Raw genomic sequence first — 26,578 nt, forward strand, 5'->3', positions numbered from 1 at the left:
CGTCTCCCTTTCTCGTCTGCACCCCCTGAAACGTGCGCGGACGCGTGCAGGTTCCCTCGTATCCTGGCCCCACGTCCCCCCTGACACACTGGAGAACGCCGTGCGACTCACCCGTTGGTCCACCCTGGCCGCCCTCGTCGCGCTGGCGTTGGCGGCCTGCGCACCCACCGACGACTCGACGGGCACCGCCCCGAGCGCGAGCGACGGCTCGCTCTCGACGCTCAAGGACGGCGTCCTGACCGTCGCGACCTCCGATCCGGCGTACAGCCCGTGGGTGGTCGACAACGACCCGTCGACCGGCAAGGGGTTCGAGTCCGCGGTGGCCTACGCGGTCGCCGAACAGCTCGGGTTCGACAAGGACCACGTGGCGTGGGTGACCGACAGCTTCGACCAGATCATCGCGCCGGGCGCCAAGGACTTCGACATCGCGCTCAACCAGGTCTCCATCAGCGAGGAGCGCAAGGCGAGCCTCGACTTCTCGTCGCCGTACTACCAGACCGCGCAGGCGGTGGTGACGCTGAAGGGCGCGGCGGCCGAGGGAGCCGACTCTCTGGCGAAGCTCAAGCCGCTGCGGATCGGCGCGATGGTCGGCACCACGAGCCTGACGTCGGCGCAGGACTCGATCGACCCGTCCACACCGGTCCAGGTGTTCAACGACAACGACCAGGTCAAGCAGGCGCTGACCTCCGGCCTCGTGGACGCGATCGTCGTGGACCTGCCGACCGCCCTCTACATCACGGCGGCCGAGCTCGACGGCGGGATCGTGCTCGGCCAGCTCCCGGACAGCGCCGGGGGCGACGAGTTCGGCATCGTGCTCGACAAGGGCAGCTCCCTGACGCCGGCAGTCACGGCCGCGGTCGACGCGCTGCGCAGCAAGGGCACGCTCGCCGACCTCGAGGCCACGTGGCTGACCGACGCCGCGGGTGCCCCGGTCCTGAAGTGACCACGGCCACCGGTTGGGTGCCCTCGGCGCGCCAACAGGAGCGGGACGCCTACCGACGCACCCGGACGCGCCGCTCGGCAGGCGTCGCGGTCGTCTCGACGGTCGCACTGGTCGCGGTGGCCTGGCTCGCGCTCGTCTCGTCCCCGGGCTGGCCACGCGTCAAGGCGTCGTTCTTCGACTGGGACGTCGCTCAGGCGTCGTTCCCCGCGATCCTGCAGGGCCTCTGGCTGAACATCCGGGTGATGGCGTGCAGCGCGGTGGTCATCGTCGTCGTCGCCATGGCGCTCGCGCTCATGCGCACCCTGCGCGGCCCGGCGTTCTTCCCGCTGCGGGCTCTCTCGTCGGCCTACGTCGACATCTTCCGGGGGCTCCCGCTCATCCTCGTGATGCTGCTCGTCGGCTTCGGGCTGCCCGGACTGCGCCTGCAGGGCATCCCGACGTCGGCGGTCTGGCTCGGCGGCCTGGCGCTCGTGCTCACCTACTCGGCGTACGTGGCCGAGGTCTTCCGGGCCGGGATCGAGTCGGTGCACCCGTCGCAGGTGGCGGCCGCGCGCTCGCTCGGCCTGACGCACGGCCAGTCGCTGCGCCACGTCGTCCTGCCGCAGGCCGTGCGGAACGTGATCCCGCCGCTGCTCAACGACCTCGTCTCCCTGTCCAAGGACTCCGGCCTCATCTCGATCCTCGGCGCGATCGACGCCGTCCGGGCCGCCCAGATCGAGACCGCGAAGTACGCCAACTTCACGCCCTACGTCGTGGCCGGTGTCCTGTTCGTGCTCCTGACGTTCCCGCTCACGCGCGCCACCGACGCCCTGGCGCGGCGCTCGGGCTGGATCGGCGCACAGAGCACGATCGCGGGCAGCGGGGCGCTGCGGTGAACCCCCGGCGCGACCTGCCGCCGGCGCGCCCGGACGGCCCGCTGCTCTCGATCCGGAACGTGCGCAAGTCGTTCGGCGACCACCTCGTGCTGGACGACCTCTCGCTCGACGTCGAGGCTCACCGCGTCGTCGTGCTGATCGGCGCCTCCGGCTCGGGCAAGTCCACGCTGCTGCGCTGCATCGACCTGCTCGAGGACATCGACGACGGGGACATCGAGCTGGAGGGCCGGGACATCACCGACCCGCGGCTGGACGCCAACGCGGTCCGTGCGCGCATCGGGATGGTGTTCCAGGCCTACAACCTGTTCCCGCACCAGAACGTCCTGGACAACGTCACGCTGGCTCCGCGGCTCGTGCACAGGATCGGCCGCAAGGCCGCCGAGGAGGAGGCGATGGCCGTCCTGGACCGCGTCGGGCTGGCCGACAAGGCCAGGGCGTTCCCCGACGAGCTCTCCGGCGGCCAGCAGCAGCGCGTCGCCATCGCCCGCGCCCTGGTCGGCAAGCCCGCCGTGATGCTGCTCGACGAGGTGACCAGCGCGCTCGACCCGGAGCTCGTCGGCGAGGTCCTCGCGTTGCTCGCCGAGCTCAAGCAGACCGGGCTGACGATGGTGGTCGCGACGCACGAGATGGACTTCGCGCGTGAGGTCGCCGACGAGGTGTGCTTCCTGCACGAGGGCAGGATCCACGAGCGCGGCACCCCCGCGCAGGTGCTCGGCGAGCCGCAGGAGGACCGCACACGCGAGTTCCTCCGGCGGATCACCGGCTGAGATCAGTCCTGCGGGACCTGCTGGCCCAAGGAGACGGCGACCATGTGGTCGCGCGGCACGACCTTGATGCGCTCACGCCCGTGCGGCTCGCCCAGCGAGCGCTCGTACGCGTCGAGGAGCTCCCAGCCCGACCACTGGATGACGTCGACGCTGCGGCTCGTGAGGAACTCGACGACGGCCGACGGGTCGCGGTCGGTGGCCGTGTAGAAGGCTTCGCCGCCCTCAGCGACGTCCTCGCCGAGGTGCCGGATGGTCTCCGACGCGTCCGACTTCGTGTGCCCGATGAGCCCGACGGGACCGCGCTTGATCCAGCCCGTCGCGTAGACGCCCCGGAGGTGCTCGCCGTCGACGTCGACCACGCGACCCTCGCGGTTGGGGATCACGCCGGCGACGTCGTCGAACGGGATGTCCACCAGCGGCGAGCCGAAGTAGCCGACCGCCCGGTACACGGCCTCGACGGGCCAGTCGTGCGTCTGCCCCGTGCCGGTGACGAAGCCGTCGCCGTTCAGCGCGGTGCGCTCGGTGCGGATGCCGACCACGCGGCCGTCCGCGCCGAGGATCTCGACCGGCTTGTGCAGGAAGTGCAGGTGGATGCGGCGGCTCGCCGTGTTCTCCTCCGGCTCCTTCAACGTCCAGTCGGTCAGGGTCTTGACCACCTGCTTGGTCTGGTTCGAGGAGTGGATGGCGGCCATCGATCCCTCGTCGAAGTCGAAGTCCTCGGGGTAGACGATGACGTCGACGTCCGGCACGTGGCCGAGCTCGCGCAGCTCCAGCGGGGAGAACTTGACCTGGGCCGGGCCGCGGCGCGCGAAGACGTGCACGTCGGTCACGGGCGACGCCTTGAGGAGCTCGTAGACGTTGGCGGGCAGCTCGGTGGGCAGCAGGTCGTCCGCGTGCTTGGCCAGGATGCGGGCCACGTCGAGCGCCACGTTCCCGGCGCCCAGGACGGCGACGTGCTGCGCGGCCAGCGGCCAGGTGCGCGGGACGTCCGGGTGGCCGTCGTACCAGGACACGAAGTCCGCGGCACCGTAGGAGCCGTCGAGGTCGATGCCCGGCACCGGCAGGGCGGCGTCGCGGATCGAGCCCGTGGAGAAGATGACGGCGTCGTAGAACTGGCGCAGGTCGTCGAGCTTGAGGTCCGTGCCGTAGTCCACGTTGGCCAGCAGGCGGATGTCGCCGCGGCCCAGCACGTTCTGCAGCGCCACGATGATCTGCTTGATGCGGGGGTGGTCGGGCGCGACGCCGTAGCGGACCAGACCGAACGGCGCGGGCAGGCGCTCGAACAGGTCGATGCTGACGTCGAGGTCCGTCTTCGACAGGATGTCGGCGGCGTAGATGCCGGCCGGTCCTGCGCCGACGATGGCCACTCGCAGAGTGCTCACGGGTGCGCTTGCCTTCCGATCTTGGGGAGCCGAGACAGTCCAGCGTGCACGACGAACGGCAGCTGCGGGGCTGTGCGGGGACCAGTGTAGGACGGACGGTGAGGTCCCCCTCAGGTCCCCGCCAGAATGCGGACAGGCGTGAGACGGCGTGTCGCGACGACCACCTAGGGTGAACGGGTGTCTGAAGCCCCGCACCGCCCTCCTGGCTCCCTCGACGGCCGAGGCCTGGCGGCCGGCGTCGGCGCCTACGTGCTGTGGGGTGTGCTGCCGCTCTACTTCCCCCTGCTGGCCCCGGCGACACCCGTCGAGATCGTCGCGCACCGGGTCGTCTGGTCGCTGCTGTTCTGCTGCCTCCTGCTGTCCGCTACCCACGGCTGGGCGGCGTTCGGCCGGGTGCTGCGGACGCGACGCATCCTGGGCCTCCTCGCCCTGGCGGCCGTCCTGCTGGCGATCAACTGGATCACGTTCGTGTACGGGATCCAGGCGGACCGGGTGGTCGACGACGCGCTCGGGTACTTCATCAACCCGCTGTTCACCGTCACGCTCGCCGTCGTCGTCCTGCGGGAGCGCCTTCGTCCGCTGCAGCTGGTCGCGCTGGCGTTCGGGGCGCTGGCGGTGGTCGTCATCACCGTCGGGTACGGCCGGCTGCCCTGGATCGCGCTGGTGCTGGCGGCCAGCTTCGGAACCTACGGCCTGATCAAGAACCGCGTCGGGCGCACCGTCGAGGCGATCCCGGGCCTGGCCGTCGAGACGCTCGTGCTCGCGCCGCTGGCCCTCGGCTACCTGCTCTGGCTGGGCACCACGGGCGACGGCACGTTCGCCGCGCAGGGACCCGGGCACGCGCTGGTGGTGGCGTCGGCCGGGGTCGTGACCGCCGTGCCGTTGCTGCTCTTCGGTTCCGCCGCCCGGCGGCTGCCGCTGAGCATGGTGGGGTTGCTGCAATACATCACGCCGATGCTGCAGTTCCTCATCGGGGTCGTCGTCCTGCACGAGGACATGCCGCTCGCGCGCTGGTGGGGCTTCGCGCTCGTCTGGGTCGCGATCGTCCTGCTGACCGTCGACGGCCTGCGCGCCGGCCGGGCCGACCGGCTGGGACGCCGACTCACCGAGCGCGCCCTGGCGTGAGTGCCGCGTCCACGACGACCACCGTGACGTTGTCCCGGCCGCCGGCCGCGAGCGCCGCGGCGACCAGGCGGTCGGCCGCCTCCTGAGGGTCGTCGTGGGCGCGCAGCTCGGCCTCGATCCGGGCGTCCGACAGCGGGTCGGTCAGGCCGTCCGAGCACACGAGCATGCGGTCCCCGGGGCTCACGGGCAACAGCCACACGTCCGGCTCGACGTCCTGCGACCAGCCGCCGAGCGCCCGCGTGACCACGTTGCGCCTGGGGTGCCGAGCGGCGTCCTCGGCCGGGATCACGCCCGCCGCGACGAGCTCCGCGACCTCCGAGTGGTCGTGCGTGACCTGCTCGAGCACCGCGCCGGCCATCCGGTACGTCCGCGAGTCGCCCACGTTGACCACCAGCCAGCACGGCACGTCGTCGTGCTCGGTCAGCACCACACCCGTCGCGGTCGTGCCCGGCCGCCGACCCGTGCCCTTGGGCAGCGCCCGGACCGCGGCGTGCGCCTCACGGACCACCGCCCGCGCGTCGTCGAGGGTAGGCGCGCCGACGGCCAGCTCGCTCAGCACGTCGATCGCCGTCCGGCTGGCCACCTCGCCCCGGTCGTGCCCACCCATGCCGTCCGCGACGAGGAACGCCCCGTCCTGCGTCCAGACGCTGTCCTCGTTGCGCGGACGCTCCGCGCGTGCGGTCGCGACGCCGACCTTCAGGCGGACCCGGCGGTCGTTCACGAGGTCCCGGCGAGCGGCGCGGTCACGCGTGCCATGGCGTCCTCGTCCCGTGTGCGGTCCCCGCGCCCGGCCGCACCTCGACCTTGCGCACGATCGTCGGCCAGCATAACGACGGCGCCAGCGTCGGTGCACCGGGGCAACCGACGTCGCCCCTTCCGGCGTCAGTCCAGCTCGGAGCGGCTGCGGACCTCGAGGGCCCGACGACCGAACCGGACGGTCCAGCCCGCCTCGACCCGGGCCCGCTTGCCGGGGGCGAGCGACAGCTCGGACCCGTCGGGCCGCACGAGCACGGTGCCGTTGGTCGAGCCGCGGTCGACGATCCACAGCCGGTTGCCCCGCCGCTCGGGACCGAACGCCAGGTGCACGCGGGAGATCGACCCGTCGGGATCGTCGAGCGCGACGAGGTGGGCCAGACCCGGTTCGTCGTCGGGTGCGCGCCCGACGAGCCCGTCGCCCTCGACCTCGAGGCGCAGACCGGTGTCGAACAGCAGCACGAGCCCGGGCGCGCTCACCCGGGCCGGGGGCTCGTCCGGGCGCAGCCGGGCGTGCTCCAGCTCGGGCAGGCCCGGGTCGGCGGGCCGCGTCTCGGGCTCGGCCAGCCCGTCCGGACGACGCTTCGAGCGGGCACCGATGCGCGGCAGACGCGGAGTGCGGCGCGGGGGCCGTGCGCCGATCGAGATCGCCTCGGTGAGCGGCGAGCCGATGACCGGGGCGGGCACCGCGGGGCTCGGCAACCCGGACACGAGCCTGTTGGGCACGTCGATGAGCCGGACCTCGGCCGCCGGCGGCACCACCTTCGCGGCGCGCGGCCCCGGCGGCCCCGTGATGACCTCCAGCCGCTCGGCCCCGGTCGAGGTGGTGATCGGCTTCCACGGCGCGGGTCGGATCAGTCCGGGGGCCGTGGCGATGATCGGGCCGACGGTCGCCGGGGCCGGGCGCGGAGCGCCGATCACGCCAGGGGCCGGCGGCACGAGGCCCAGCACGGGCTGTGGTCCCAGCGCCCGCGCGACGGCGGGGGCGGTTCCCGGACCCTCGACACCGGCCTCGCGCACGGACCGCGCACGCAGCACCAGCGTCCCGGCCGCCTTGTCGTGCCACCCGCGTCGCGCCGTCGCGCGGTCCCAGGCGCCCGAGGCGACGACCACCCACGCGCCGACGAGCGCCACGAGGGCGCCCGCGACCTCGACCAGGACGCGCACGGCGATCGCGACCAGACCCGCGGGCCGGTGCGTCCGCGACCCGACCGTCCGGATGCCGGTCAGCGCGTTGCCGACCGTCGCGCCGGTCCGCGCCTCCACGAGCCACTGCGTCAGCGCCGCGACGACCAACAGCCCCGGGACGGCGCCGGCGACGGCGTCCCACGAGCCGTCTGCGCCCCTCGACCCGCCGCCGGCCTCGGCGATCGCGTAACCGACGCCCACCGCGAGCACGAGCACGAGCACGTCGACGGTGAACGCCACCAGGCGCAGCCCCACGGGTGCGACGGTCTGCGGTGTGACCTCCGCGACCGCGTCGAGCACGGGCCGGCGGGCGGTCGCGACCGGGGGCGCACCGCAGGCCGCGCAACGTCGGGCACCGGGCACGAGCGGCTCGCCGCAGACCCCGCACGGTGCGCTCACGTCGGACCTCCCGCAGTCGGCCGCTAGACGGGCCGCTGCCACATGGTGCCAGAACGTGCGCCGGACGGATCAGGACGCGCGGTCGACCAGGGCGTCCGCGAACGAGACCAGGGCGTCCTTGACCGGTCCGTCGTCGAGGGGCTCCAGCTCGAGCACCGCGGACCGGGCCAGCGTGACCGCGCGCTCGCGCGTCTCGTCGACCACCGGGTGCGTCCGGAGCGCCGCCACCGCGCGAGCGAGCGCGTCGTCGTCGGTGAGGTCCGAGTCGAGCAGGGCGAGCACCTCGTGGTCCCGCTCCGTGGCGGTCGGCGACTCTGCGCGGGCACGCAGCAGCAGCGCGGGCATCGTGGGTACGCGCTCGCGCAGGTCGGTGCCGGGGGTCTTGCCGGTGGTCGCGCCGTCGGACGTCAGGTCGATGACGTCGTCGGCCAGCTGGAACGCGACGCCGATCTTCTCGCCGAACGCGGACACGATGGCCACGACGTCCGGCGGGCAGCCGGCGAACATCGCGCCGAACCTGGCCGACGTCGCGATGAGCGAGGCCGTCTTGTCGGCGAGCACCTGCAGGTAGTGCGCGACGTGGTCGTCGTCGGGCCTGGGGCCCACGGTCTCGTGCAGCTGACCCAGACAGAGCCGCTCGAACGTCGCCGCCTGGATCCGGACCGCTTCCGGGCCCAGACCCGCGACCGTCGCCGACGCGCGCGCGAACAGCAGGTCCCCCGTGAGGATCGCCACCGAGTTGCCCCAGACCTCGTGCGCGGCCGGCGCACCGCGGCGCAGCGGCGCCGAGTCCATGACGTCGTCGTGGTACAGCGTCGCGAGGTGCGTCAGCTCGACCACGACGGCCGCGTCGATCACCTCGAGCCGCGAGCCGTCACCCAGCTCGGCGGCGAGCAGCGTCAGCAACGGCCGCAGCCGCTTGCCGCCGGCGTTGACCAGGTGGCGCGACGCGTCGTCGGCCAGGGGGTCGACGTTGGTGACGGCGTCCCGGAGCCGTTCCTCGACGATCTCCAGCCGCGCGGACAGGCGCTCGCCCAGGGCGGCATCGGCCAGCGGGAAGGCCGTCATGGTGGTCACGGCACGAACCTATCTTCCCGACGCCCCGATGCAGGACACGGGCTCACGGCAGGAACGACGCCACGCTCTGGATCGCCTCGATGACCGGGGAGGGCGCGACGCCGAGCAGGACGGTGAGCAGCGCGCAGATCGCGATCGCCGCCACGGCGAGGCCCTCGGTCCTGACCACGGTGGTGGAGATCGTCGAGCGCGCCTCCACCTCCGTCGACGGCGGGGTCTCGACGGCGACGGCCGACACGGACGGAGAGCCGAGGACCGCCTCGATGGGCACGGCGCCCGAGGCGGCGTAGACGTCGGCCGGGGCCACCTCCTCGGGGGCGCCGGGCGGGCTGGTGAAGAACATCAGCACGATGATCCGCACGTAGAAGAACGCCGCCGCCGACGAGGCGAGCACGCCGATGAGCGCCAGCGGCCAGGCGCCGCCGTCGACCGCGGCCGAGAACACGCCGAACTTCCCGATGAAGCCTGCGGTCAGGGGGATGCCCGCGAACGAGAGCAGGAACAGCGAGAACGTCACGGCGAGCACGGGGTTGGTCCGACCCAGGCCGGCCCACTGCGACAGGTGCGTGGCCTCGCCGAGGATCGGGCCCGGCGTGCCGTCGGCAGTCTGACCCGTCCGTTCGCGCACCAGCCAGACGATGCCGAACGCGCCGACCGTCGCCGCGCCGTAGACCAGCAGGTAGAACAGCACCGCGGTGATGCCGGCCTGGTTGAGCGCGATGATGCCGACCAGGATGAACCCGGCGTGCGCGACCGAGGAGTACCCGAGGATGCGCTTCATGTCGTTCTGCACGAGAGCGCCCGTGGTGCCGACGACCATCGTCAGGATCGCCACAGTCCACAGGACCACGCCGAGGTCCCAGCTCAGGCCGGGGAACACCGTGTAGACGATCCGCAGCAGCGCGCCGAAGGCGGCGACCTTGGTGCAGGCGGCCATGTAGCCGGTGATCGGCGTCGGGGCGCCCTGGTAGACGTCAGGCGTCCACGTGTGGAACGGCACGGCACCGACCTTGAACAGCAGGCCCGACAGGATCAGGACCGCGCCGACGAGCAGCAGTCCTTCCATCCCGTTCGGCGTGCCCGTCGCCGTGGCGATGTCCGAGTAGCGCAGGGAGCCGCTGTACCCGTAGATCAGCGCGATGCCGAACAGGAACAGCGCGGACGCGAACGCCCCCAGCAGGAAGTACTTCATCGACGCCTCCTGCGAGAGCAGGCGACGCCGACGCGCCATGCCCACCAGCAGGTAGAGCGGCAGCGAGAGGACCTCGAGCGCGACGAAGAGCGTCAGCAGGTCGCCGGCCGCCGGGAAGATCAGCATGCCGCCGGTGGCGAAGAGCACCAGCGGGTAGATCTCGGTCTGGCGGACGCCCTTGCGTCGGGCGACCTCCTCGTAGTCCGAGCCCGGGACAGCCGCGGCGTTGGGCGCGAACGCGTCCTCGCCGGTCTCCGTGCGGTCGGCGATGATCAGCAGCGAGACCAGGGCGAGCACCCCGATCGTGGCCCACAGGACCAGGGTCGGTCCGTCGACCAGCAGGGAGCCGCCGAGGACCGTCGTGCCGCCGTGCTTCTTCACACCGGACCACAGGAGGGCCACGGCGACGAGCACGCCGACCATCGCTCCGATCGCGAGCACCAGCTGCGCGGGACGGCGGGCCCTGGCGGGTGCGAACGCCTCGACGAGGACGCCGATGATCGCGGCGCCGAGCACGATGATGATGGGGCTCAGGGCGCCCCAGTCGATCGTGGGTGCGGTGAACATCAGTTGCTCCCCTTCTCGGCAGGCAGATCGGTGACGCCGACCTGCTGGAGGGTGACGGTCGCCGGCGGGCTCACCAGGTCGAGCGCCGGTCGCGGCACGAAGCCGAAGATCAGCATGAGCGCGAGCAGGGGCGCGACCGCCCACCGCTCACGGGTGCGCATCTCCGGGATGGCCTGCATGTCGGCCGGTGCGGGTCCGGTGAACATCCGCTGGTAGAGCCACAGGATGTAGATCGCGGCGAGCACGACCCCGAGCGTCGAGACGATCGCCGCGGCGGGGTGCCGGGCGAAGGTTCCGACGATGACCAGGAACTCGCTGATGAACGTCGACAGACCCGGCAGCGACAGGACCGACAGCCCGGCGACCAGGAAGTAGCCGGCCATGACCGGGACGATCTTCTGCAGCCCCCCGAACGCCGAGATCTCCTGGGACCCCCGGCGCGCTACCAGGAACCCGGCCAGCAGGAACATGGCCCCGGTCGAGAGCCCGTGGTTGACCATGTAGAGCGACGAGCCGGCGATCGACGTGGACGTGAACGCGAAGATGCCGAGCACGATGAAGCCGAAGTGCGACACCGACGTGTACGCGATCAACCGCATGATGTCCTTCTGGCCGATGGCCAGCGCCGCGCCGTACAGGATCGAGATCAGCGCCAGCACGATGATCACCGGCGCCGCCCACCTCGAGGCGCCCGGGAACAGCGGCAGGCACAGGGTCAGCATCCCGAAGGTGCCCACCTTGTCCAGCACGCCGACCAGCAGAGTGGACGTGCCGGGGGTCGCCTGCTGCGCCGCGTCGGGCAGCCACGTGTGCACGGGGAACATCGGGGCCTTGATGGCGAACGCCAGGAAGAACGCCAGGAACAGCAGCCGTTCCGTGTTCTGCGGCATGTCCAGACCGGTCAGGTTGGCCGTCAGGAAGCCCTGCGGTCCCCCCTTGCCCTGCAGGTACAGCGCGATCACCGCGACCAGCATGATCAGGCCGCCGCCGAGCGAGTAGAGCAGGAACTTGACCGCCGCGTACCGCCGCTGCGCCCCGCCGAACATGCCGATCATGAAGTAGACCGGGATGAGCATGGCCTCGAACAGGACGTAGAAGAGGAACACGTCGCGCGCCGAGAACACCGCGATGATGAACGCCTCGAGCAGCAGCACCAGCGCGAGGTAGCGGCGCAGCCGGTCGGTCGGGACGGTGTCCGAGCCCTGCTCGCGCCATGCGGCGAGCACCACGAGCGGCACCAGCACGAGCGACATGAGCACGAGCGAGAGCCCGACGCCGTTGACGCCGACCGCGTACGAGGCGCCGATCGCCGGGATCCACGCGTGCTGCTCGTACAGCTGGACGGTCTGCGAGGCGTTGGTGTCGAACGCGAGCAGCGCGCCGACGCCGAGGGCGAGCACGACCAACGACACCGCGAGCGCGACGGACCGGGTGTGCTTGCGGAGACCGGCGGGGAGCGCCCAGAGCAGCACGGCGCCGAGCACCGGCACCGCGACCAGGACGGTCAGCCAGGGGAAGGAGGACGACATCGGTGTGAGCTCCATCAGATCTGGATGACCAGGACGACGACGACGAGGACGACGAGCCCGAGCAGCATCGATGCGGCGTAGGACCGCACGTAGCCGGTCTGGACCCGTCGGGCGATCGCGCCCAGGCCGACGGTGAGCCGGCCGACGCTGGTGACGGTCCCGTCGATCGCGGTGCGGTCGACGTACACGAGCGAGCGGGTCAGGGCCTGGCCCGGCTCGACCAGCAGGACGTCGTTGACGGCGTCCTGGTAGAGGTCGACGCGGGCCGCGCGGGTCAGCGAGGTGCCGACCGGCGGGATGACGGGGACGTGCGAGGAGACGTAGCGCCGGTACGCGATCGCGATGCCGACCGCGACGAGCGCGAGGGTCACGATCTTCAGGACGAGTGCCGAGACGACCGGGTCGTCCTCGACCGGCGTGCCCAGCACCGGGGTCAGCCAGTCGACGAACTTGCTGCCCGCGTTGAGGTACCAGCCGAGCCCGAACGACCCGACCGCCAGCACGATCATGGGCCAGGTCATGAGCCTCGGGGACTCGTGCGGGTGCTGGTGGCTGCCGTCGGTCTTGTCCGACCAGCGCTTCTCGCCCTCGAAGGTCATGAAGAACAGGCGGGACATGTAGAAGGCGGTGATGGCCGCGCCCAGGAGCGCGACGGACCCGAACACCCAGGCCCGCCAGGGCGCACCCTCCACCGGGACGAAGGCCGCCTCGATGATGTGGTCCTTGCTGAAGAAGCCGGAGAACGGCGGGACGCCCATGATCGCCAGCCAGCCGCACCCGAACGTGATGTAGGTGATCTTCATGTACCGCGCCAGGCCGCCGAAGTGGCGCATGTTCACCTGGTCGTCCATCCCGTGCATCACGGAACCGGCCCCGAGGAACATGCCGGCCTTGAAGAAGCCGTGCGTCAGCAGGTGGAAGATCGCGAACGCGTAGCCCACGGGGCCGAGGCCGGCCGCCAGGACCATGTAGCCGATCTGGGACATCGTCGAGGCGGCCAGGGCCTTCTTGATGTCGTCCTTCGCGCAGCCGACGATCGCCCCGAAGACCAGCGTGACGGCGCCGACGCAGACCACGACCAGCTGGGCGTCGGGTGCCGCGTTGAACAGCGGCGCGGACCGCACGATGAGGTAGACGCCCGCGGTGACCATGGTGGCGGCGTGGATGAGCGCGGAGACGGGTGTCGGGCCCGCCATCGCGTCGCCGAGCCAGGACTGCAGCGGGAACTGCGCGGACTTTCCGCAGGCGGCCAGCAGCAGCATGATCGCGATGCCGTTCAGCGCCGCTTGGCTGGTGCCCGGCGCGATCCCGTGCAGCACGCTGTCGAAGCTGACGCTGCCGAACGTGGCAAACATGAGGCCCATCGCGATGATGAGCCCGAGGTCGCCGATGCGGTTGGCGATGAACGCCTTCTTGGCCGCCACCGCGTAGTCCAGCCGGTGGTTCCAGAAGCCGATCAGCAGGTACGACGCCAGGCCGACGCCCTCCCAGCCGAAGAACAGCAGCAGGTAGCTGTTGGCCAGCACGAGCGTGAGCATCGCGGCGATGAACAGGTTGAGGTACGCGAAGAACCGGCGACGGTCCGCGTCGTGCTCCATGTACGCGACGGCGTAGATGTGGATCAGCGTGCCGACGAACGTCACCAGGAGCACGAAGGTCATCGACAGCGGGTCGAGGCGCATCCCGGCGTCCAGGTGGAACGAGCCGGCCTCGATCCAGCCGTGCGTCAGGTTGACGTCGAAGACGCGCGACCCCTCGGAGCGCTGGAGCATCTTGACGAAGACGATCGCGCCCACGACGAACGCTGCCGACGACGCCAGGACGCCGAGCCAGTGGCCCCAGCGGTCGCTGCGGCGCCCGAGCAGCAGCAGCACCGCCGCGCCGGCCAGCGGGATGCCGATCAGCAGCGGCGCGACCAGCAGGATGCCCGCCGAGACGGTATCGGTCGCCGGACCGATCGTCGTGTCTGATGGCAGGCTCGCCACCAGGGCTGTCAGGGTGTGCACGTCCCCGCCCCTCAGTTCTTCAACAGGTTCGCGTCGTCGACCGAGGCCGAGCGTCGGGTTCGGAAGATGGCCACGATGATCGAGAGGCCCACGACGACCTCGGCGGCCGCGACGACCATCACGAAGAAGGCCATCACCTGGCCGGTGAGGTCACCGTGGATGCGCGCGAAGGTGACGAGCGTGAGGTTCGTGGCGTTGAGCATCAGCTCGACGCCCATGAACACGATGATCGCGTTGCGCCGCAGCAGGACCGTCGTCGCACCCAGCGAGAAGAGGATCGCCGCCAGCACGAGGTAGTGGGACAGGCTCACTGGTTCTCCTCCGTCGGGGCCGGCCGGGACGTGTCGGGACTGCCGGCGCTCTGCGGGCCGTCCGGGTTGCCGAACTGCTTGCCGGCCACCACCGACCCACCCGCCAGCACCCGGTCGATCCGGGCGGCGAACTCCTGCGCGTCGGCTTCCTGGCCGCGGATGCGCAGAACACGCGGGACCGAGCTGTCGAGCGGGCGACCGTCCGGGCCGAGCGCCGGGACGTCCATCGCGTTGTGGCGTGCGTAGACGCCCGGTGCGGGCAGCGGGGTGAGCACCGCGCCGGCCGCGACGCGGGCGTCGGCCCGCTCCTTCTGGCCGACGCGCGGGGTGAGCCGCTGGCGGTGGGTGAGCACCAGCGCGCCGAGCGCGGCGGTGACCAGCAGGGCGCCGACCACCTCGAACGCGAACACGTAGCTCCCGAACAGGAGCTCCGCGATGCCCGTGGGGTTGTTGTTGACCGCGTCGGCCGCGAAGCCGTGCGGCGTGTAGACGGCCTTCACGACGACGCCGACGAGCACGCAGGCCAGGCCGACACCGGCGAGCAGCGCGATCCAGCGCTGCCCGCGGATGGTCTCCACCAGCGAGTCCGACCCGTCGACGCCGACGAGCATGAGGACGAACAGGAAGAGCATCATCACCGCGCCGGTGTAGACCACCACCTGCACCATCCCGAGGAACACCGCGCCCTGCGCGATGTACAGGATGGCCAGCGAGATCATGATCGTGATCACCAGCAGCGCGGCGTGCACGGCCTTCTTCACGACCAGGAGCCCGATGCCGGAGAGCACCATGATCGGCGCCAGGCACCAGAACAGGACCGCCTCGCCCGTGGACGTCTTGCCCGTGTCGGCGAGGGCCTGGATCAGCGTCAGCGTCGACGTGCTCATCGCGTGCCCTGCTTGTTCGCGGCCGCCACCGTGCCGGCCATGAGCGCGGCGGTCGCACCGGGCACGTTCGCGGCGTCGAGCCCGGCGCCGCCGGGCAGCGTCGGGTCGTCGGGACGGTGCTCGGCCACCCACGCGACCTGCGCCGGCGTGGAGCCGGTGACCTCGCCGCGGTAGTACTCGGTGTCCGTCGTGCCCTCGACCATGGGGTGGGGCGCCTGCAGCATGCCGCTGCGCAGCGGGGCGAGCAGGTCCTGCTTCTCCCAGATCATGCCCGCGCGCGTCGGACCGGCGAGCTCGTACTCGTTGGTCATGGTCAGCGCCCGGGTCGGGCACGCCTCGATGCACAGGCCGCAGAAGATGCAGCGCAGGTAGTTGATCTGGTAGACGCTGCCGTACCGCTCGCCCGGCGAGTGCTGGTCCTCAGGGGTGTTGTCACCGCCCTCGACGTAGATGGCGTCGGCGGGGCACGCCCAGGCGCACAGCTCGCACCCGATGCACTTCTCCAGGCCGTCGGCATACCGGTTGAGCTGGTGCCGGCCGTGGTAGCGCGGCTTGGTCGGCACCTTCTCCGACGGGTACTGCTCGGTGACCGTCGGCCGGAACATGTTCGAGAGCGTGACGCCGAAGCCGCCGACGGGCGCCAGCAGGTCGGCCACCCAGTTCCGCGGCTCGATCATCGACTGGTAGCCCTCGGGGGCGGTCGGCCGAGCCACCTCGCCGGCCTTGGGGCGCGGCGCGGCGGCCTTGCCCGGGGTGGCGGGCGGGCGGGCGCCGGCACGTGTCGCCGGCTTGCGGGTGCCGGCGGCCGGCGCCGGCTTGCGGGCCGGCTGCTTGCCGGAGCCCGCGGGCCGTGGGGGCGTGGGCTTGTCAGCCACCGTGCACCTCGCTGCTCTCGTTGCTGTCGTTCTCGTCGCCACCCGAGGGGCCGGCCGTGACCGACGCCTTCGCCGCCGCTGCCATCCGCTGCCGGCGCGGGGACGGCGGCAGAACCTGGCCCGGCTTGGGCGGCACGGGGTAGCCGCCCGAGTATGGGTCGTACACCTTCGGCCCGGTCGGTCCGGGCGGTGGCGCCTTCTTCTTCTCGGGCACGAACATCAGCCCGACGAGCACCAGGAGGATCACCCCGGCGGCGGCGAACAGGATCTTCTGCGTCGGCACGTCGGTGAAGCTCTGCAGCCCCTGCCAGGCGCCGACGAAGACGACCCAGCCGAGCGCGATCGGGATGAGGACCTTCCAGCCGATCTTCATGAACTGGTCGTACCGGAAGCGCAGCACCGAGCCGCGGACCCAGACGAAGAAGAACATGAAGATCCAGATCTTGGCGACGAACCACAGGATGGGCCACCAGCCGTGGTTGAACATCCCGTCGTTGACCGCGGAGATGGGCCACGGCGCCCGCCAGCCGCCCAGGAACAGCGTCGTGGCGATCGCGGAGACGTTGAGCATGTTGATGTACTCGGCGAGGAAGAACCACGCGAACTTCATCGAGGAGTACTCGGTCATGTAGCCCGAGACCAGCTCGCCCTCGGCCTCGGGGAGGTCGAACGGCAGCCGGTTGGTCTCGCCGACCATCGAGACGATGTAGATCACGAACGCGGGGAACAGCGGGATGAGCCACCAGTGGCCCACCTGCGACGTGACGATCGCCGAGGTCGACATCGACTTGGAGACGATGAACACCGTCACCAGCGACAGACCCATCGCGAGCTCGTAGCTGATGACCTGCGCGGTCGAGCGGACCGAGCCGAGCAGCGGGTACGTGGACCCGGACGACCAGCCACCGAGCACGATGCCGTACACGCCGACCGACGCGCACGCGAGGATGTAGAGCACGGCCACCGGGAAGTCGGTGAGCTGCAGCGGGGTGACGTGGCCGAACAGGTCGACCGCGGGCCCGAACGGGATGACCGCGAACACCAGCAGCGAGCAGAAGACCGCGACCATCGGCGCCAGGATGTAGACGATCTTGTCCGCGGCCTTGACCGTCATGTCCTCCTTGACCAGGAGCTTCATGGCGTCGGCCAGCGACTGCAGCAGTCCGAACGGTCCGTGCACGTTGGGGCCGGGCCGCTGCTGCATGCGACCGACGACCTTGCGCTCGAACCAGATGGCGAACAGCACGCTGACCAGCAGGAACACGACGATGGCGACGGCCTTGATCAGGACGATCCACCACGTGTCGTTGCTGAAGTCCGCCGTGACCGGCGGCAGTGCGGCCGTGGGCAGGGCGGTGATCACGCGCCCACCTCCTCTGTGAGCGGGCCGGGCGTCAGGCGCACCACGTCCCCGGCGTCGGCGTGCAGGGTGTCACGCACCGCGCTGCCCAGCGAGTTCGTCGGCAGCCAGACCACGTGGTCGGGCATGTCGGTGACCGCGACCGGCAGGGTGATGGTGCCGGCGTCCGTGCCGACGGCGATCGATCCGCCGTCGACGACGCCGACGCCCCGCGCCGTGCCGAGCGAGACCCGCGCGACCGCGCGCTTGGCGGTGCCGGCCAGGAACGGCTCGCCGGACTGCAGCCGACCCGTGTCGAGCAGCTGGTGCCACGTCGCCAGCACGGCGGTGCCCTCGACGACCGCCGGCGGCTCCGCGGCGGGCACGAGCGGCGCGTCCGTCCGCGCACCGTCCCATCCACCCAGCTGGTCCAGCTCCGCGTGCACGGCCGCCAGCGTCTGCAGGCCCAGGTCCGCGCCCAGCGCGTCGGCGAGCCGGTCGAGCACGCGGTGGTCGGCGAGCGCGTGCGACACGAGCGCCTGCGGGAACGGGCGCGGACGGCCCTCCCACGTGACGAACGTGCCGGACTTCTCGCTGGGCGGCGCCACCGGGAAGACGACGTCCGCGCGGTCGGTGACCTCGGACCGGCGCACCTCGAGAGAGACCAGGAACGGGACCGCGTCGAGCGCCTCGCGGGCGATCGCCGGGTCCGGCAGGTCGGCCGGCTCGAGGCCGCCGACGACCAGGCCGCCCAGGCCGCCCGAGCGGGCCGCGGCGAGGATCTGACCGGTCGACCGTCCCGCCTCCGCGGGAAGGTGCTCGACACCCCAGACGGCGGCGAGGTCGACCCGCGCCGCGGAGTCCGCGACCGGTCGCCCGCCAGGCAGCAGCGTCGGGAGCAGGCCGGCCTCGACGGCGGAGCGCTCGCCCACGCGGCGCGGGATCCAGGCCAGGCGCGCACCGGTGCGCTGCGCGAGGCGCAGGGCCGCCGAGTAGCCGCCGGCCACGCCGGCCAGCCGCTCGCCGACGAGGATGAGGGAACCGTCCCGGGACAGGGCCTCCGCGACCTCGGTGTCGAGGCCGTCCAGCATTTCCGCCTCGGTCCCGGGGGCCGACGGGATCAACGTCCCGCCCAGGCGCTCCAGACCGCGGCTGGCCAGGGCCGCGACGGACAGCACGCGCGTCTTGTGGTCGAGCACGGCGGAGCGCAGGCGCAGGAACGCGATCCCGGCCTCCTCCTCGAGCTCGAGGCCGACCAGGAGCACGGCGGGCGCCCGGTCGAGGTCCGCGAACGTGACCTCCAGCGTGCGACCGGCCACGTGGTGGCCGAGGAAGGCCTCTTCCTCGGCGGAGTGCGGCCGGGCCCGACCGTCCACGTCGTTGGTGCCCAGGGCGACGCGGGCGAACTTGCCGTACGCGTAGGCGTCCTCGAGCGTCAGGCGACCACCGGCCAGCACGGCCCAACCGGTCGCGGTCTCGCGCGGGTCGTCAGGGAACGCCGCTGCGCGCAGGCCCGCGGCGGCCGCGTCGAGCGCCTCGACCCAGCTGGCGGGCTCGAGCTCGCCGTCGGCGTTGCGGACGAGCGGGGTGGTGATGCGGTCCGGCGCCGACTGCCACGCGAACGCGAAACGGTCCTTGTCGGTGATCCACTCCTGGTTGACCGTGGGGTCCTCGCCCGCGAGCCGGCGCAGGACCACGCCGCGGCGGTGGTCGACGCGGATGGCCGACCCCTGCGCGTCGTGCTCCCCCACGCCCGGCGTGCTCACCAGGTCGAAGGGCCGGGACCGGAAGCGGTAGGCGGCGCTGGTCAGGGCGCCCACCGGGCAGATCTGCACGGTGTTGCCCGAGAAGTACGACGCGAACGGTCGCCCCGAGGTGTCCTCGGCGGCGGCTCCGAGCGGGGCCTCCCCCGTGTACCCGAGGATCGCCGTGTCGAACCGGCCGATCTGCTGGTTGGCGCCGCGCTTCTGCAGGTCGATGAACACGTCGCCCGCGATCTCCTCGGAGAACCGCGTGCAGCGCTGGCACAGGATGCAGCGCTCGCGGTCCAGCAGGATCTGGGTGGAGATCGCGATCGGCTTGGGGAACGTGCGCTTGACGTCGACGAACCGGGTGCTCGCGCGCCCGTTGCTCATCGCCTGGTTCTGCAGCGGGCACTCGCCGCCCTTGTCGCAGACCGGGCAGTCCAGCGGGTGGTTGACCAGCAGCAGCTCCATGACGCCGTGCTGCGCCTTGTCCGCCTCGGGCGAGGTGTGCTGCGTCTTGACCTCCATGCCCGGGCTGGCCTCGAGCGTGCAGCTGGCCTGGGGCTTGGGCATCTTCGACAGCTTGCCGTCGCGCCCGGGTGCCCAGACCTCGACCAGACACTGACGGCACGCGCCCGCCGGGGCGAGCAGGGGGTGGTCGCAGAACCGCGGGATCTGGATGCCCAGCTGCTCGGCGGCGCGGATGACGAGCGTGCCCTTCGGCACCGTGGTCTCGATGCCGTCGACGGTGAACGTAACGGTGTCGGTCGGCTCCGCCCGTCGTTCCACGGGGGCCGACGGGACCAGCTTGCTGGTCGGTCCGTTGGACAGGATCGTCATGCGTGGACCCCCGCGAGGACGCCGGTCTGGCGCGGCGTGTAGGTGAACAGCGAGCTGTGCTCGGGCGGGAAGAGCACGTCGGCCGGCGTGTGGGTGCCCGCCTCGAACTCGTCCCGGAAGTACTGCACGGCCGAGGTGATCGGGCTCGTCGCGCCGTCGCCGAGTGCGCAGAAGGCGCGGCCCAGGATGTTGTCGCACAGGTCGAGGAGCAGGTCGATGTCCGCGGAGGTGCCCTGGCCGGCCTCGATGCGCTGCAGCACCTGCGTCAGCCAGTACGTGCCCTCGCGGCACGGGGTGCACTTGCCGCAGGACTCGTGCTTGTAGAACTCGGTCCAGCGCGTCACGGCACGGACCACCGACGTGGTCTCGTCGAAGATCTGCAGCGCGCGCGTGCCGAGCATGGAACCGGCCGCACCGACCGACTCGTAATCGAGCGGGACGTCGAGGTGCTCGGCGGTGAAGATCGGCGTCGACGAACCACCGGGCGTCCAGAACTTCAGCTCGTGGCCCTCGCGGATGCCGCCGGCCATCTCGAGCAGCTCGCGCAGCGTGATGCCCAGCGGCGCCTCGTACTGGCCGGGCCGCGTGACGTGGCCGGACAACGAGAACAGGCCGTGGCCGGTCGAACGCTCGGTGCCCATCGACTTGAACCAGTCCGAGCCGCCGACGACGATCCCCGGGATCGATGCGATCGACTCGACGTTGTTGACCACCGTCGGTCGGGCGTACAGGCCCGCGACCGCCGGGAACGGGGGCTTCAGTCGCGGCTGGCCGCGCAGGCCCTCGAGCGAGTCGAGCAGCGCCGTCTCCTCGCCGCAGATGTAAGCGCCGGCGCCGGAGTGCAGCGTGATCTCGAGGTCGTAGCCCGAGCCGAGGATGTCGGTGCCCAGGTAGCCGGCCGCGCGGGCCTCCTGGATGGCCAGCAGCAGGCGGCGGTAGACGTGCAGGACCTCGCCGCGGACGTAGAGGAACGCGTGGTCGCAGCCGATCGCGTAGCTGGTGATGATCATGCCCTCGATGAGGTGCTGCGGGCTGGCCATCATCAGGGGGATGTCCTTGCACGTCCCCGGCTCGGACTCGTCCGCGTTGACGACGAGGTAGCGCGGGCCGCCGTCGGGCGCGGGCAGGAAGCCCCACTTCATGCCCGTCGGGAACCCGGCACCGCCGCGGCCGCGCAGACCGGAGTCCTTGACCATGGTGACCACGTCGGCCGCCTGCATGCCCAGGGCCCGACGCAGGCCCCGGTAGCCGCCGGCACCTTCATAGGTGGCCAGCGTCCACGAGCGGTCGGCGTCCCACGTGTCCGTGAGGACCGGGGTCAGCGTCGTCGCCATCAGGACTCCTTCGCGTCGTCGGAGGTCTGCTTCTTGCGCCGGCCCTCGGCCGACACGTCGCCGGCGGTCGTCACGGGACGCTCGGCGCTGGACTGCTCGCCGCCGACCTCCGGCTTGCCACCGGCAGGGGCCTTGGTGCCGGTCGCCGTGAGCGGCGGGGCCACCCAGCCCTCGGCGCGGGCCAGCTCGATGCCGCGCAGGGTCGGCACGCCGGCGCCGACACCCTCGTTGGCGCGGCCGTCGTCGAACCCGGCCAGCACGCGGGACATGTCCGTGAACTTCACGACGGTGTCGGCGCCACGCGTCGGGGCGACGGGCTCCCCCGAGGCGATGGTGTCGACGAGGCCGCGTGCGCTGTCGGGCGTCTGGTTGTCGAAGAACTCCCAGTTGACCATCACGACCGGCGCGTAGTCGCAGGCCGCGTTGCACTCGATGCGCTCGAGCGTGATCGCGCCGTCCTGCGTGGTCTCGTCGTGCCCGATCCCGAGGTGGTCCGACAGCTCCTCCCAGATGGCGTCGCCACCCATGACCGCGCAGAGCGTGTTGATGCAGACACCGACCGTGTAGTCGCCGTTCGGGTGGCGCTTGTACTGCGTGTAGAACGTCGCCACCGCGGACACCTCGGCCGTGGTCAGGCCCAGGTGCGACGCGCAGAACGCGATGCCGCGGGGGCTGACGTAGCCGTCCTCGGCCTGCACCAGGTGCAGCATCGGCAGCAGCGCCGAGCGCGCCTGCGGGTAGCGGGCCACGATCACGTCCGAGTCCGCGGTGAGGCGCGCGCTCGTCTCGGCGTCGTAGGACGTCCGGTGCGTCTGGCCTGCACCTCGACCAGCGGGCCTTCCGGCTTCAACCGACATCAGCGGTCCACCCCTCCGAGCACCGGGTCGAGGGACGCGACGGCCACGACGACGTCGGCGATCTGCCCGCCCTCGCACATGATCGACGTCGCCTGCAGGTTGTTGAACGACGGGTCCCGGAAGTGCGCGCGGTAGGGCCGCGTGCCGCCGTCGGACACCAGGTGCACGCCCAGCTCGCCGCGGGGGTGCTCGACGGTCTGGAAGACCTGGCCGGCCGGCACGCGGAAGCCCTCGGTGACCAGCTTGAAGTGGTGGATCAGGGCCTCCATCGAGGTGCCCATGATCTCCCGGATGTGGTCGAGCGAGTTGCCCATGCCGTCGGCGCCGATGGCCATCTGCGCAGGCCAGGCGATCTTCTTGTCCGCCACCATGACCGGTCCGGGGCCCATCTTCTGCAGGCGGTCCAGCGTCTGCTCGACGATCTTCATCGACTGGTAGCACTCCTCGACGCGGACCACGAGCCGGCCCCACGAGTCCGCGGTCTCGGCAACCGGGACGTCGAAGTCGTACGTCTCGTAGCCGCAGTACGGCGTGGCCTTGCGCACGTCGTACGGCAGGCCGGCGCTGCGCAGGACCGGACCCGTGATGCCGAGCGCCATGCAGCCCGACAGGCCCAGGTAGCCGACGTCCTTGAGGCGCAGGTGCAGGATCGGGTTGGCCATCATCAGGTCTTCGAGCTGCTTGAAGAACGAGCGGACGACGACCAGCGACTCACGGATCGTGTCGATCGCGCCCGGCGGGATGTCCTGGGCCACGCCGCCGGGGCGGATGAACGCGTGGTTCATGCGCAGGCCGGTGATCAGCTCGAAGATCTTCAGGATCTCCTCGCGGGCGGTGAAGCCCACGGTCATGATCGTCGTGGCACCCAGCTCGTTGCCGCCCGTGGCCAGGCACACCAGGTGGCTCGTGATGCGGTTGAGCTCCATGAGCAGCACGCGGATGACCGTGGCGCGCTCGGGGACGTCGTCCGTGATGCCGAGCAGCTTCTCCACGGCCAGGCAGTACGCGGCCTCCTGGAACAGCGGAGCGACGTAGTCCATGCGCGTGCAGAACGTCACGCCCTGGGTCCAGGTGCGGAACTCCATGTTCTTCTCGATGCCGGTGTGCAGGTAGCCGATGCCCGCACGGGCCTCGGTCACCGTCTCGCCGTCGATCTCGAGCATGAGCCGGAGCACGCCGTGGGTCGACGGGTGCTGCGGGCCCATGTTGACGACGATCCGCTCCTCGCCGAGGCGGGCGGCCTCCTCGGCGATGTCGGACCAGTCGCCGCCGGACGCCTCGAAGGAGGGGACGCCCTCGGTCTCGCTGTCCACCACGCGGGCGGTGCTTCGGGGTGTCTGAGTGGTCATCGGTACGACCTCCGCTGGTCCGGGGGCGGGATGGTTGCGCCCTTGTACTCGACCGGGATGCCCCCGAGGGGGTAGTCCTTGCGCTGCGGGTGGCCCGGCCAGTCGTCGGGCATCTCGATGCGGGCCAGGGCGGGATGACCGTCGAAGATGATCCCGAAGAAGTCGTAGGTCTCGCGCTCGTGCCAGTCGTTGGCGGGGTAGACCGCGACCGTCGATGGCAGGTGCGGGTCCGCGTCGGCGACCGCGACCTCGAGCCGCAGGCTGTGCGAGTGCGTGACCGACGTCAGGTGGTAGACCGCGTGCAGCTCGCGGCCGACGTCGTGCGGGTAGTGCACGCCCGAGACGCCGAGGCTCAGCTCGAACCGCAGGTCCTGGTCGTCGCGCAGCACCTGGGCGACCTCGACCAGGTGCGCGGGCCGCACGTGCAGCGTCAGCTCCTCACGGTCGACCACCACGGACTCGACGGCGTTGGCGTAGCCCGTGCCGGACTCGTCGAGCACCTCCGCCAGGATGTCGACCGCCTCGTCGAACCAGCCGCCGTACGGGCGCTCGCTCGGGCCGGGCAGCGCGATCGGGGAGACCAGGCCGCCGTAGCCGGACGTGTCGCCCGAGCCCGTCGTGCCGAACATGCCCCTGCGGACCTCGACGATCTCGATCGGCGTGCGCGTGCCGAGGTTCTGGCCGCCGGCCTCGAGCGCGGCCTCGCTGGTCGGCTGCGCCTGCGTCCCGGCGTCGCCGGGCTTCGCGGCCGCCGCGGCGTCCGTCTTCTCCTCGCTCACTTCAGCAGCCCCGTCATGTGCGACGTCGGCGTCGCGTCCATGGCGGCTGCCTCCGCCGCGGCGGCCGCCTCCTTGCGGTTCACACCGAGCGGCTCGTTCTGGATCTGCTCGTGCAGGGTCAGGATCGCGTTGATCAGCATCTCGGGCCGCGGCGGGCAGCCGGGCAGGTAGATGTCGACGGGCACGATGTGGTCGACGCCCTGCACGATCGCGTAGTTGTTGAACATGCCGCCGCTGCTGGCGCAGACCCCCATCGAGAGCACCCACTTGGGCTCCGACATCTGGTCGTAGACCTGGCGCACGACCGGGGCCATCTTCTGGCTCACGCGGCCGGCGACGATCATCAGGTCAGCCTGGCGCGGCGACGCGCGGAACACCTCCATGCCGAAGCGCGAGATGTCGAACCGGCTGGCGCCCGCGGCCATCATCTCGATGGCACAACAGGCGAGGCCGAACGTGACCGGCCACAGCGAACCCTTGCGGAAGTAGCCGACGAGATCCTCGACCGTCGTGAGCAGGAAGCCTGACGGCGCCTCTTCGATCCCCATGTCAAACCTCCGGACGAGCGGTTGTGCTGGTTGCTGTGCAGGTTGCCGTGCCGGTCCGGCCGGCGCTCAGTCCCACTCGAAGCCCCCGCGCCGCCACTCGTAGACGAACGGCACCGTGATGATCACCAGGAACCCGATCATCGCGACGAGCCCGAACATGGCCAGCGTGCTGAAGCTGACCGCCCACGGGTAGAGGAACACCACCTCGATGTCGAAGACGATGAACGTCATGGCCACGAGGTAGTACTTGATGGGGAAGCGGCCGCCGCCGATGGCGTGCGGGGTGGGCTCGATGCCGCACTCGTACGCCTCGAGCTTGGCGCGGTTGTACCGCTTGGGGCCCAGGATGACGGAGGAGCCGACGCCGCCGAGCGCCATCAGGGCAGCGATGCCCATCAGGAACAGCAGGGGCACGTACGGGTTGCTCATCGTGCGTCACTCCTCAACGGCGAGGTGCTTTCGGGGGGCGTGCTGCGTCGTGCCGGTCAGGCTGCCGGCGCGAGCCGGCTGAGTCCGGAGATGACCCGGTCGACCAGGTCACCGCCGCGGGGTTCGTAGCAGTCGGACAAGAGCTTGAGGACGAACTTCATGACGAGCGGCCGGGGCAGGCCGTACCGCGTGCACACCCGCATGATCTCCGGGTGCTCGATGAGCCGGACGAACATCCGGCCGAGCGTGTAGTAGCCGCCGAGATCATCCTTCATCCGGCGCTGGTACGTGGCAAAGGCGCGCTCGCGGCCGGCTGCGGTCCCCCGTGCCAGACCCTGCGCGATGGCGTCCGCGGCGACCCGGCCGGCCTGCAGGCCGTATGCGATCCCCTCGCCGTTGAACGGGCTGATCATCCCGGCGGAGTCGCCGACGAGCATGAGGCCGTTGCCGTACAGCGGGCCGCGGTTGAACCCCATCGGCAGGGCGGCGCCGCGGACCGGGCCGACCTGGTTGTCGGGCGTGAACTCCCACTCGGCGGGCGCGTTCGCCATCCAGGTGGCGAACAGCGCCTTGTAGTCGATCTTCGTCGCCGCCGCCGTGCTCGCCACCGAGCCCAGCCCCACGTTCGCCGTGCCGTCGCCGAGCGCGAAGATCCATCCGTAGCCCGGCATCAGCTTGTCGCCGTCCCAGAGCTCGAGATGGCTCTCCATCCACGGGTCGTCGTGCCGCGGGGTGCGGAAGTAGGTACGGACCGCGACTCCCATGGGCCGGTCCATCCGCTTCTCCAGGCCGAGGCCCGTGGCCAGCCGGGCGGAGACGCCGTCGGCCGCGATGACGACCGGTGCGCGGTACTCCGCGACCCCGTCCACCGTCTTGGCCGTGACGCCGACGACCCGTCCCGAGCGCTCGTGCGTGAGGGCGCCCGTGACGGTGGTGCGCTCCTGCAGCTTGGCGCCCGCGGCGCGCGCGTGGTCGGCGAGCGTGTGGTCCAGCGACATCCGAGACTTCGCGAGCCCGTAGGACGGGTAGCTCGACAGCTCGGGCCAGGCCAGCTCGAGGCGGTGACCGCCCCCCAGCACCCGCAGGCCCTGGTTCCTGATCCAGCCGTCCTGCTCGCGGATGGGCAGTCCCATGCGCACCAGCTCGGCGACCGCGCGGGGCGTCAGGCCGTCGCCGCAGACCTTGTCGCGCGGGAACTCGGACTTCTCCAGGAGCAGTACGTCCAGGCCCGCGGAGGCGCAGTGAAATGCGGCGGCGGACCCTGCCGGGCCCGCGCCCACGACGATGACGTCCGCGTCATCGTGTGCTGCATCCACCACCAGTGACCCCACTTGTGACGTTGTTCACGTACTGATTCGGCGAGTGTAACCACGGCCCGAAACACTGTCTGCGAAGGCTTGGCTTACTTCCGTCGTGACGGCGGAGAACGGCGCTGATCTGCCGGGAGACTCACAGGCTCCGCCCGCGGCGCGGCGCCGCGAG

The 26,578-nt window shown here is 71.4% G+C and carries 23 protein-coding genes; 4 read left to right on the forward strand and 19 right to left on the reverse strand.

What is annotated here, in order from left to right:
- Window positions 1–100 precede the first annotated feature (100 nt).
- The 3 genes from ACPPVS_RS15150 to ACPPVS_RS15160 are packed head-to-tail and all read left to right on the forward strand — an operon-like array spanning window position 101 to window position 2,585.
- Complete coding sequence (locus tag ACPPVS_RS15150) at window positions 101–943, forward strand: ABC transporter substrate-binding protein (protein ID WP_426593063.1); 843 nt, start codon at window positions 101–103, stop codon at window positions 941–943.
- Window positions 940–1,818, forward strand: a complete 879-nt coding sequence (locus ACPPVS_RS15155) for an ABC transporter permease subunit (protein ID WP_426593064.1) — start codon at window positions 940–942, stop codon at window positions 1,816–1,818. Before ACPPVS_RS15150 ends, ACPPVS_RS15155 begins: the two co-directional genes overlap by 4 nt.
- Window positions 1,815–2,585, forward strand: a complete 771-nt coding sequence (locus ACPPVS_RS15160) for an amino acid ABC transporter ATP-binding protein (protein ID WP_426593065.1) — start codon at window positions 1,815–1,817, stop codon at window positions 2,583–2,585. The genes ACPPVS_RS15155 and ACPPVS_RS15160 overlap by 4 nt, the downstream gene beginning before the upstream one ends.
- Window positions 2,586–2,587: 2 nt before the next feature.
- Here the strand turns inward: ACPPVS_RS15160 and ACPPVS_RS15165 are convergent, their stop codons facing one another.
- Window positions 2,588–3,967, reverse strand: a complete 1,380-nt coding sequence (locus ACPPVS_RS15165; protein WP_426593066.1) for an FAD-dependent oxidoreductase — start codon at window positions 3,965–3,967, stop codon at window positions 2,588–2,590.
- Between the two features lie 177 nt (window positions 3,968–4,144).
- On the opposite strand from ACPPVS_RS15165, the gene rarD reads away from it, so the two are divergent.
- Window positions 4,145–5,092 carry an EamA family transporter RarD gene (rarD, locus tag ACPPVS_RS15170; protein WP_426593067.1) on the forward strand — a complete coding sequence of 316 codons (948 nt, stop codon included), beginning with the start codon at window positions 4,145–4,147 and terminating at the stop codon, window positions 5,090–5,092.
- Here rarD and ACPPVS_RS15175 read toward each other — a convergent pair.
- From ACPPVS_RS15175 to ACPPVS_RS15260, 18 genes are all read right to left on the reverse strand, one after another.
- Window positions 5,070–5,813: a PP2C family protein-serine/threonine phosphatase gene (locus tag ACPPVS_RS15175; protein ID WP_426593068.1), complete on the reverse strand. Its 744-nt coding sequence runs from the start codon at window positions 5,811–5,813 to the stop codon at window positions 5,070–5,072. The genes rarD and ACPPVS_RS15175 overlap by 23 nt on opposite strands.
- A gap of 161 nt (window positions 5,814–5,974) precedes the next feature.
- Entirely contained in the window at window positions 5,975–7,432 is a 1,458-nt protein-coding gene (locus tag ACPPVS_RS15180; protein WP_426593069.1) for an RDD family protein, read from the reverse strand.
- Window positions 7,433–7,501: 69 nt separating this feature from the next.
- On the reverse strand, window positions 7,502–8,500 hold the full coding sequence (locus tag ACPPVS_RS15185) for a polyprenyl synthetase family protein (RefSeq protein ID WP_426595994.1): 999 nt from the start codon (window positions 8,498–8,500) through the stop codon (window positions 7,502–7,504).
- A gap of 52 nt (window positions 8,501–8,552) precedes the next feature.
- Complete coding sequence (gene nuoN, locus ACPPVS_RS15190; RefSeq protein WP_426593070.1) at window positions 8,553–10,268, reverse strand: NADH-quinone oxidoreductase subunit NuoN; 1,716 nt, start codon at window positions 10,266–10,268, stop codon at window positions 8,553–8,555.
- On the reverse strand, window positions 10,268–11,797 hold the full coding sequence (locus ACPPVS_RS15195; protein WP_426595995.1) for an NADH-quinone oxidoreductase subunit M: 1,530 nt from the start codon (window positions 11,795–11,797) through the stop codon (window positions 10,268–10,270). The genes nuoN and ACPPVS_RS15195 overlap by 1 nt, the downstream gene beginning before the upstream one ends.
- A 14-nt stretch (window positions 11,798–11,811) precedes the next feature.
- Entirely contained in the window at window positions 11,812–13,803 is a 1,992-nt protein-coding gene (gene nuoL / locus ACPPVS_RS15200; protein ID WP_426593071.1) for an NADH-quinone oxidoreductase subunit L, read from the reverse strand.
- Between the two features lie 11 nt (window positions 13,804–13,814).
- A complete protein-coding gene (gene nuoK / locus ACPPVS_RS15205; protein ID WP_426593072.1) occupies window positions 13,815–14,114 on the reverse strand; it encodes an NADH-quinone oxidoreductase subunit NuoK in 300 nt (99 codons plus the stop codon).
- Entirely contained in the window at window positions 14,111–15,001 is an 891-nt protein-coding gene (locus ACPPVS_RS15210; protein ID WP_426593073.1) for an NADH-quinone oxidoreductase subunit J, read from the reverse strand. Before ACPPVS_RS15210 ends, nuoK begins: the two co-directional genes overlap by 4 nt.
- Complete coding sequence (gene nuoI, locus ACPPVS_RS15215; protein WP_426593074.1) at window positions 14,998–15,876, reverse strand: NADH-quinone oxidoreductase subunit NuoI; 879 nt, start codon at window positions 15,874–15,876, stop codon at window positions 14,998–15,000. Before nuoI ends, ACPPVS_RS15210 begins: the two co-directional genes overlap by 4 nt.
- Complete coding sequence (nuoH, locus tag ACPPVS_RS15220) at window positions 15,869–17,239, reverse strand: NADH-quinone oxidoreductase subunit NuoH (RefSeq protein ID WP_426593075.1); 1,371 nt, start codon at window positions 17,237–17,239, stop codon at window positions 15,869–15,871. Before nuoH ends, nuoI begins: the two co-directional genes overlap by 8 nt.
- Entirely contained in the window at window positions 17,236–19,800 is a 2,565-nt protein-coding gene (locus tag ACPPVS_RS15225) for an NADH-quinone oxidoreductase subunit G (RefSeq protein ID WP_426593076.1), read from the reverse strand. Before ACPPVS_RS15225 ends, nuoH begins: the two co-directional genes overlap by 4 nt.
- Complete coding sequence (nuoF, locus tag ACPPVS_RS15230) at window positions 19,797–21,134, reverse strand: NADH-quinone oxidoreductase subunit NuoF (RefSeq protein WP_426593077.1); 1,338 nt, start codon at window positions 21,132–21,134, stop codon at window positions 19,797–19,799. The genes ACPPVS_RS15225 and nuoF overlap by 4 nt, the downstream gene beginning before the upstream one ends.
- A complete protein-coding gene (nuoE, locus tag ACPPVS_RS15235; protein WP_426593078.1) occupies window positions 21,134–21,991 on the reverse strand; it encodes an NADH-quinone oxidoreductase subunit NuoE in 858 nt (285 codons plus the stop codon). The genes nuoF and nuoE overlap by 1 nt, the downstream gene beginning before the upstream one ends.
- The gene (locus tag ACPPVS_RS15240; RefSeq protein WP_426593079.1) at window positions 21,991–23,340 is read right to left on the reverse strand and encodes an NADH-quinone oxidoreductase subunit D; all 1,350 of its coding nucleotides are present in this window, start codon (window positions 23,338–23,340) and stop codon (window positions 21,991–21,993) included. The genes nuoE and ACPPVS_RS15240 overlap by 1 nt, the downstream gene beginning before the upstream one ends.
- Window positions 23,337–24,119, reverse strand: coding sequence for an NADH-quinone oxidoreductase subunit C (locus ACPPVS_RS15245; protein WP_426593080.1), 783 nt, complete (start codon window positions 24,117–24,119; stop codon window positions 23,337–23,339). The genes ACPPVS_RS15240 and ACPPVS_RS15245 overlap by 4 nt, the downstream gene beginning before the upstream one ends.
- On the reverse strand, window positions 24,116–24,667 hold the full coding sequence (locus ACPPVS_RS15250) for a NuoB/complex I 20 kDa subunit family protein (protein WP_426593081.1): 552 nt from the start codon (window positions 24,665–24,667) through the stop codon (window positions 24,116–24,118). Before ACPPVS_RS15250 ends, ACPPVS_RS15245 begins: the two co-directional genes overlap by 4 nt.
- Before the next feature lie 66 nt (window positions 24,668–24,733).
- Window positions 24,734–25,096: an NADH-quinone oxidoreductase subunit A gene (locus ACPPVS_RS15255; protein WP_426593082.1), complete on the reverse strand. Its 363-nt coding sequence runs from the start codon at window positions 25,094–25,096 to the stop codon at window positions 24,734–24,736.
- A gap of 56 nt (window positions 25,097–25,152) precedes the next feature.
- Complete coding sequence (locus ACPPVS_RS15260; RefSeq protein ID WP_426593083.1) at window positions 25,153–26,412, reverse strand: geranylgeranyl reductase family protein; 1,260 nt, start codon at window positions 26,410–26,412, stop codon at window positions 25,153–25,155.
- Window positions 26,413–26,578 lie beyond the last annotated feature (166 nt).

The sequence above is a fragment of the Cellulomonas sp. McL0617 genome (assembly GCF_049994875.1).
Classification (GTDB): Bacteria; Actinomycetota; Actinomycetes; order Actinomycetales; family Cellulomonadaceae; genus Cellulomonas.

Coding starts and splice junctions, on each gene's coding strand:
- ACPPVS_RS15250 (WP_426593081.1), bottom strand. CDS start 24,667: ATGGGGATCGAAGAGGCGCCGTCAGGCTTCCTGCTCACGACGGTCGAG.
- nuoN (WP_426593070.1), bottom strand. CDS start 10,268: ATGTTCACCGCACCCACGATCGACTGGGGCGCCCTGAGCCCCATCATC.
- ACPPVS_RS15195 (WP_426595995.1), bottom strand. CDS start 11,797: ATGTCGTCCTCCTTCCCCTGGCTGACCGTCCTGGTCGCGGTGCCGGTG.
- ACPPVS_RS15185 (WP_426595994.1), bottom strand. CDS start 8,500: ATGACGGCCTTCCCGCTGGCCGATGCCGCCCTGGGCGAGCGCCTGTCC.
- ACPPVS_RS15225 (WP_426593076.1), bottom strand. CDS start 19,800: ATGACGATCCTGTCCAACGGACCGACCAGCAAGCTGGTCCCGTCGGCC.
- nuoE (WP_426593078.1), bottom strand. CDS start 21,991: ATGTCGGTTGAAGCCGGAAGGCCCGCTGGTCGAGGTGCAGGCCAGACG.
- ACPPVS_RS15240 (WP_426593079.1), bottom strand. CDS start 23,340: ATGACCACTCAGACACCCCGAAGCACCGCCCGCGTGGTGGACAGCGAG.
- ACPPVS_RS15255 (WP_426593082.1), bottom strand. CDS start 25,096: ATGAGCAACCCGTACGTGCCCCTGCTGTTCCTGATGGGCATCGCTGCC.
- nuoF (WP_426593077.1), bottom strand. CDS start 21,134: ATGGCGACGACGCTGACCCCGGTCCTCACGGACACGTGGGACGCCGAC.
- ACPPVS_RS15210 (WP_426593073.1), bottom strand. CDS start 15,001: ATGAGCACGTCGACGCTGACGCTGATCCAGGCCCTCGCCGACACGGGC.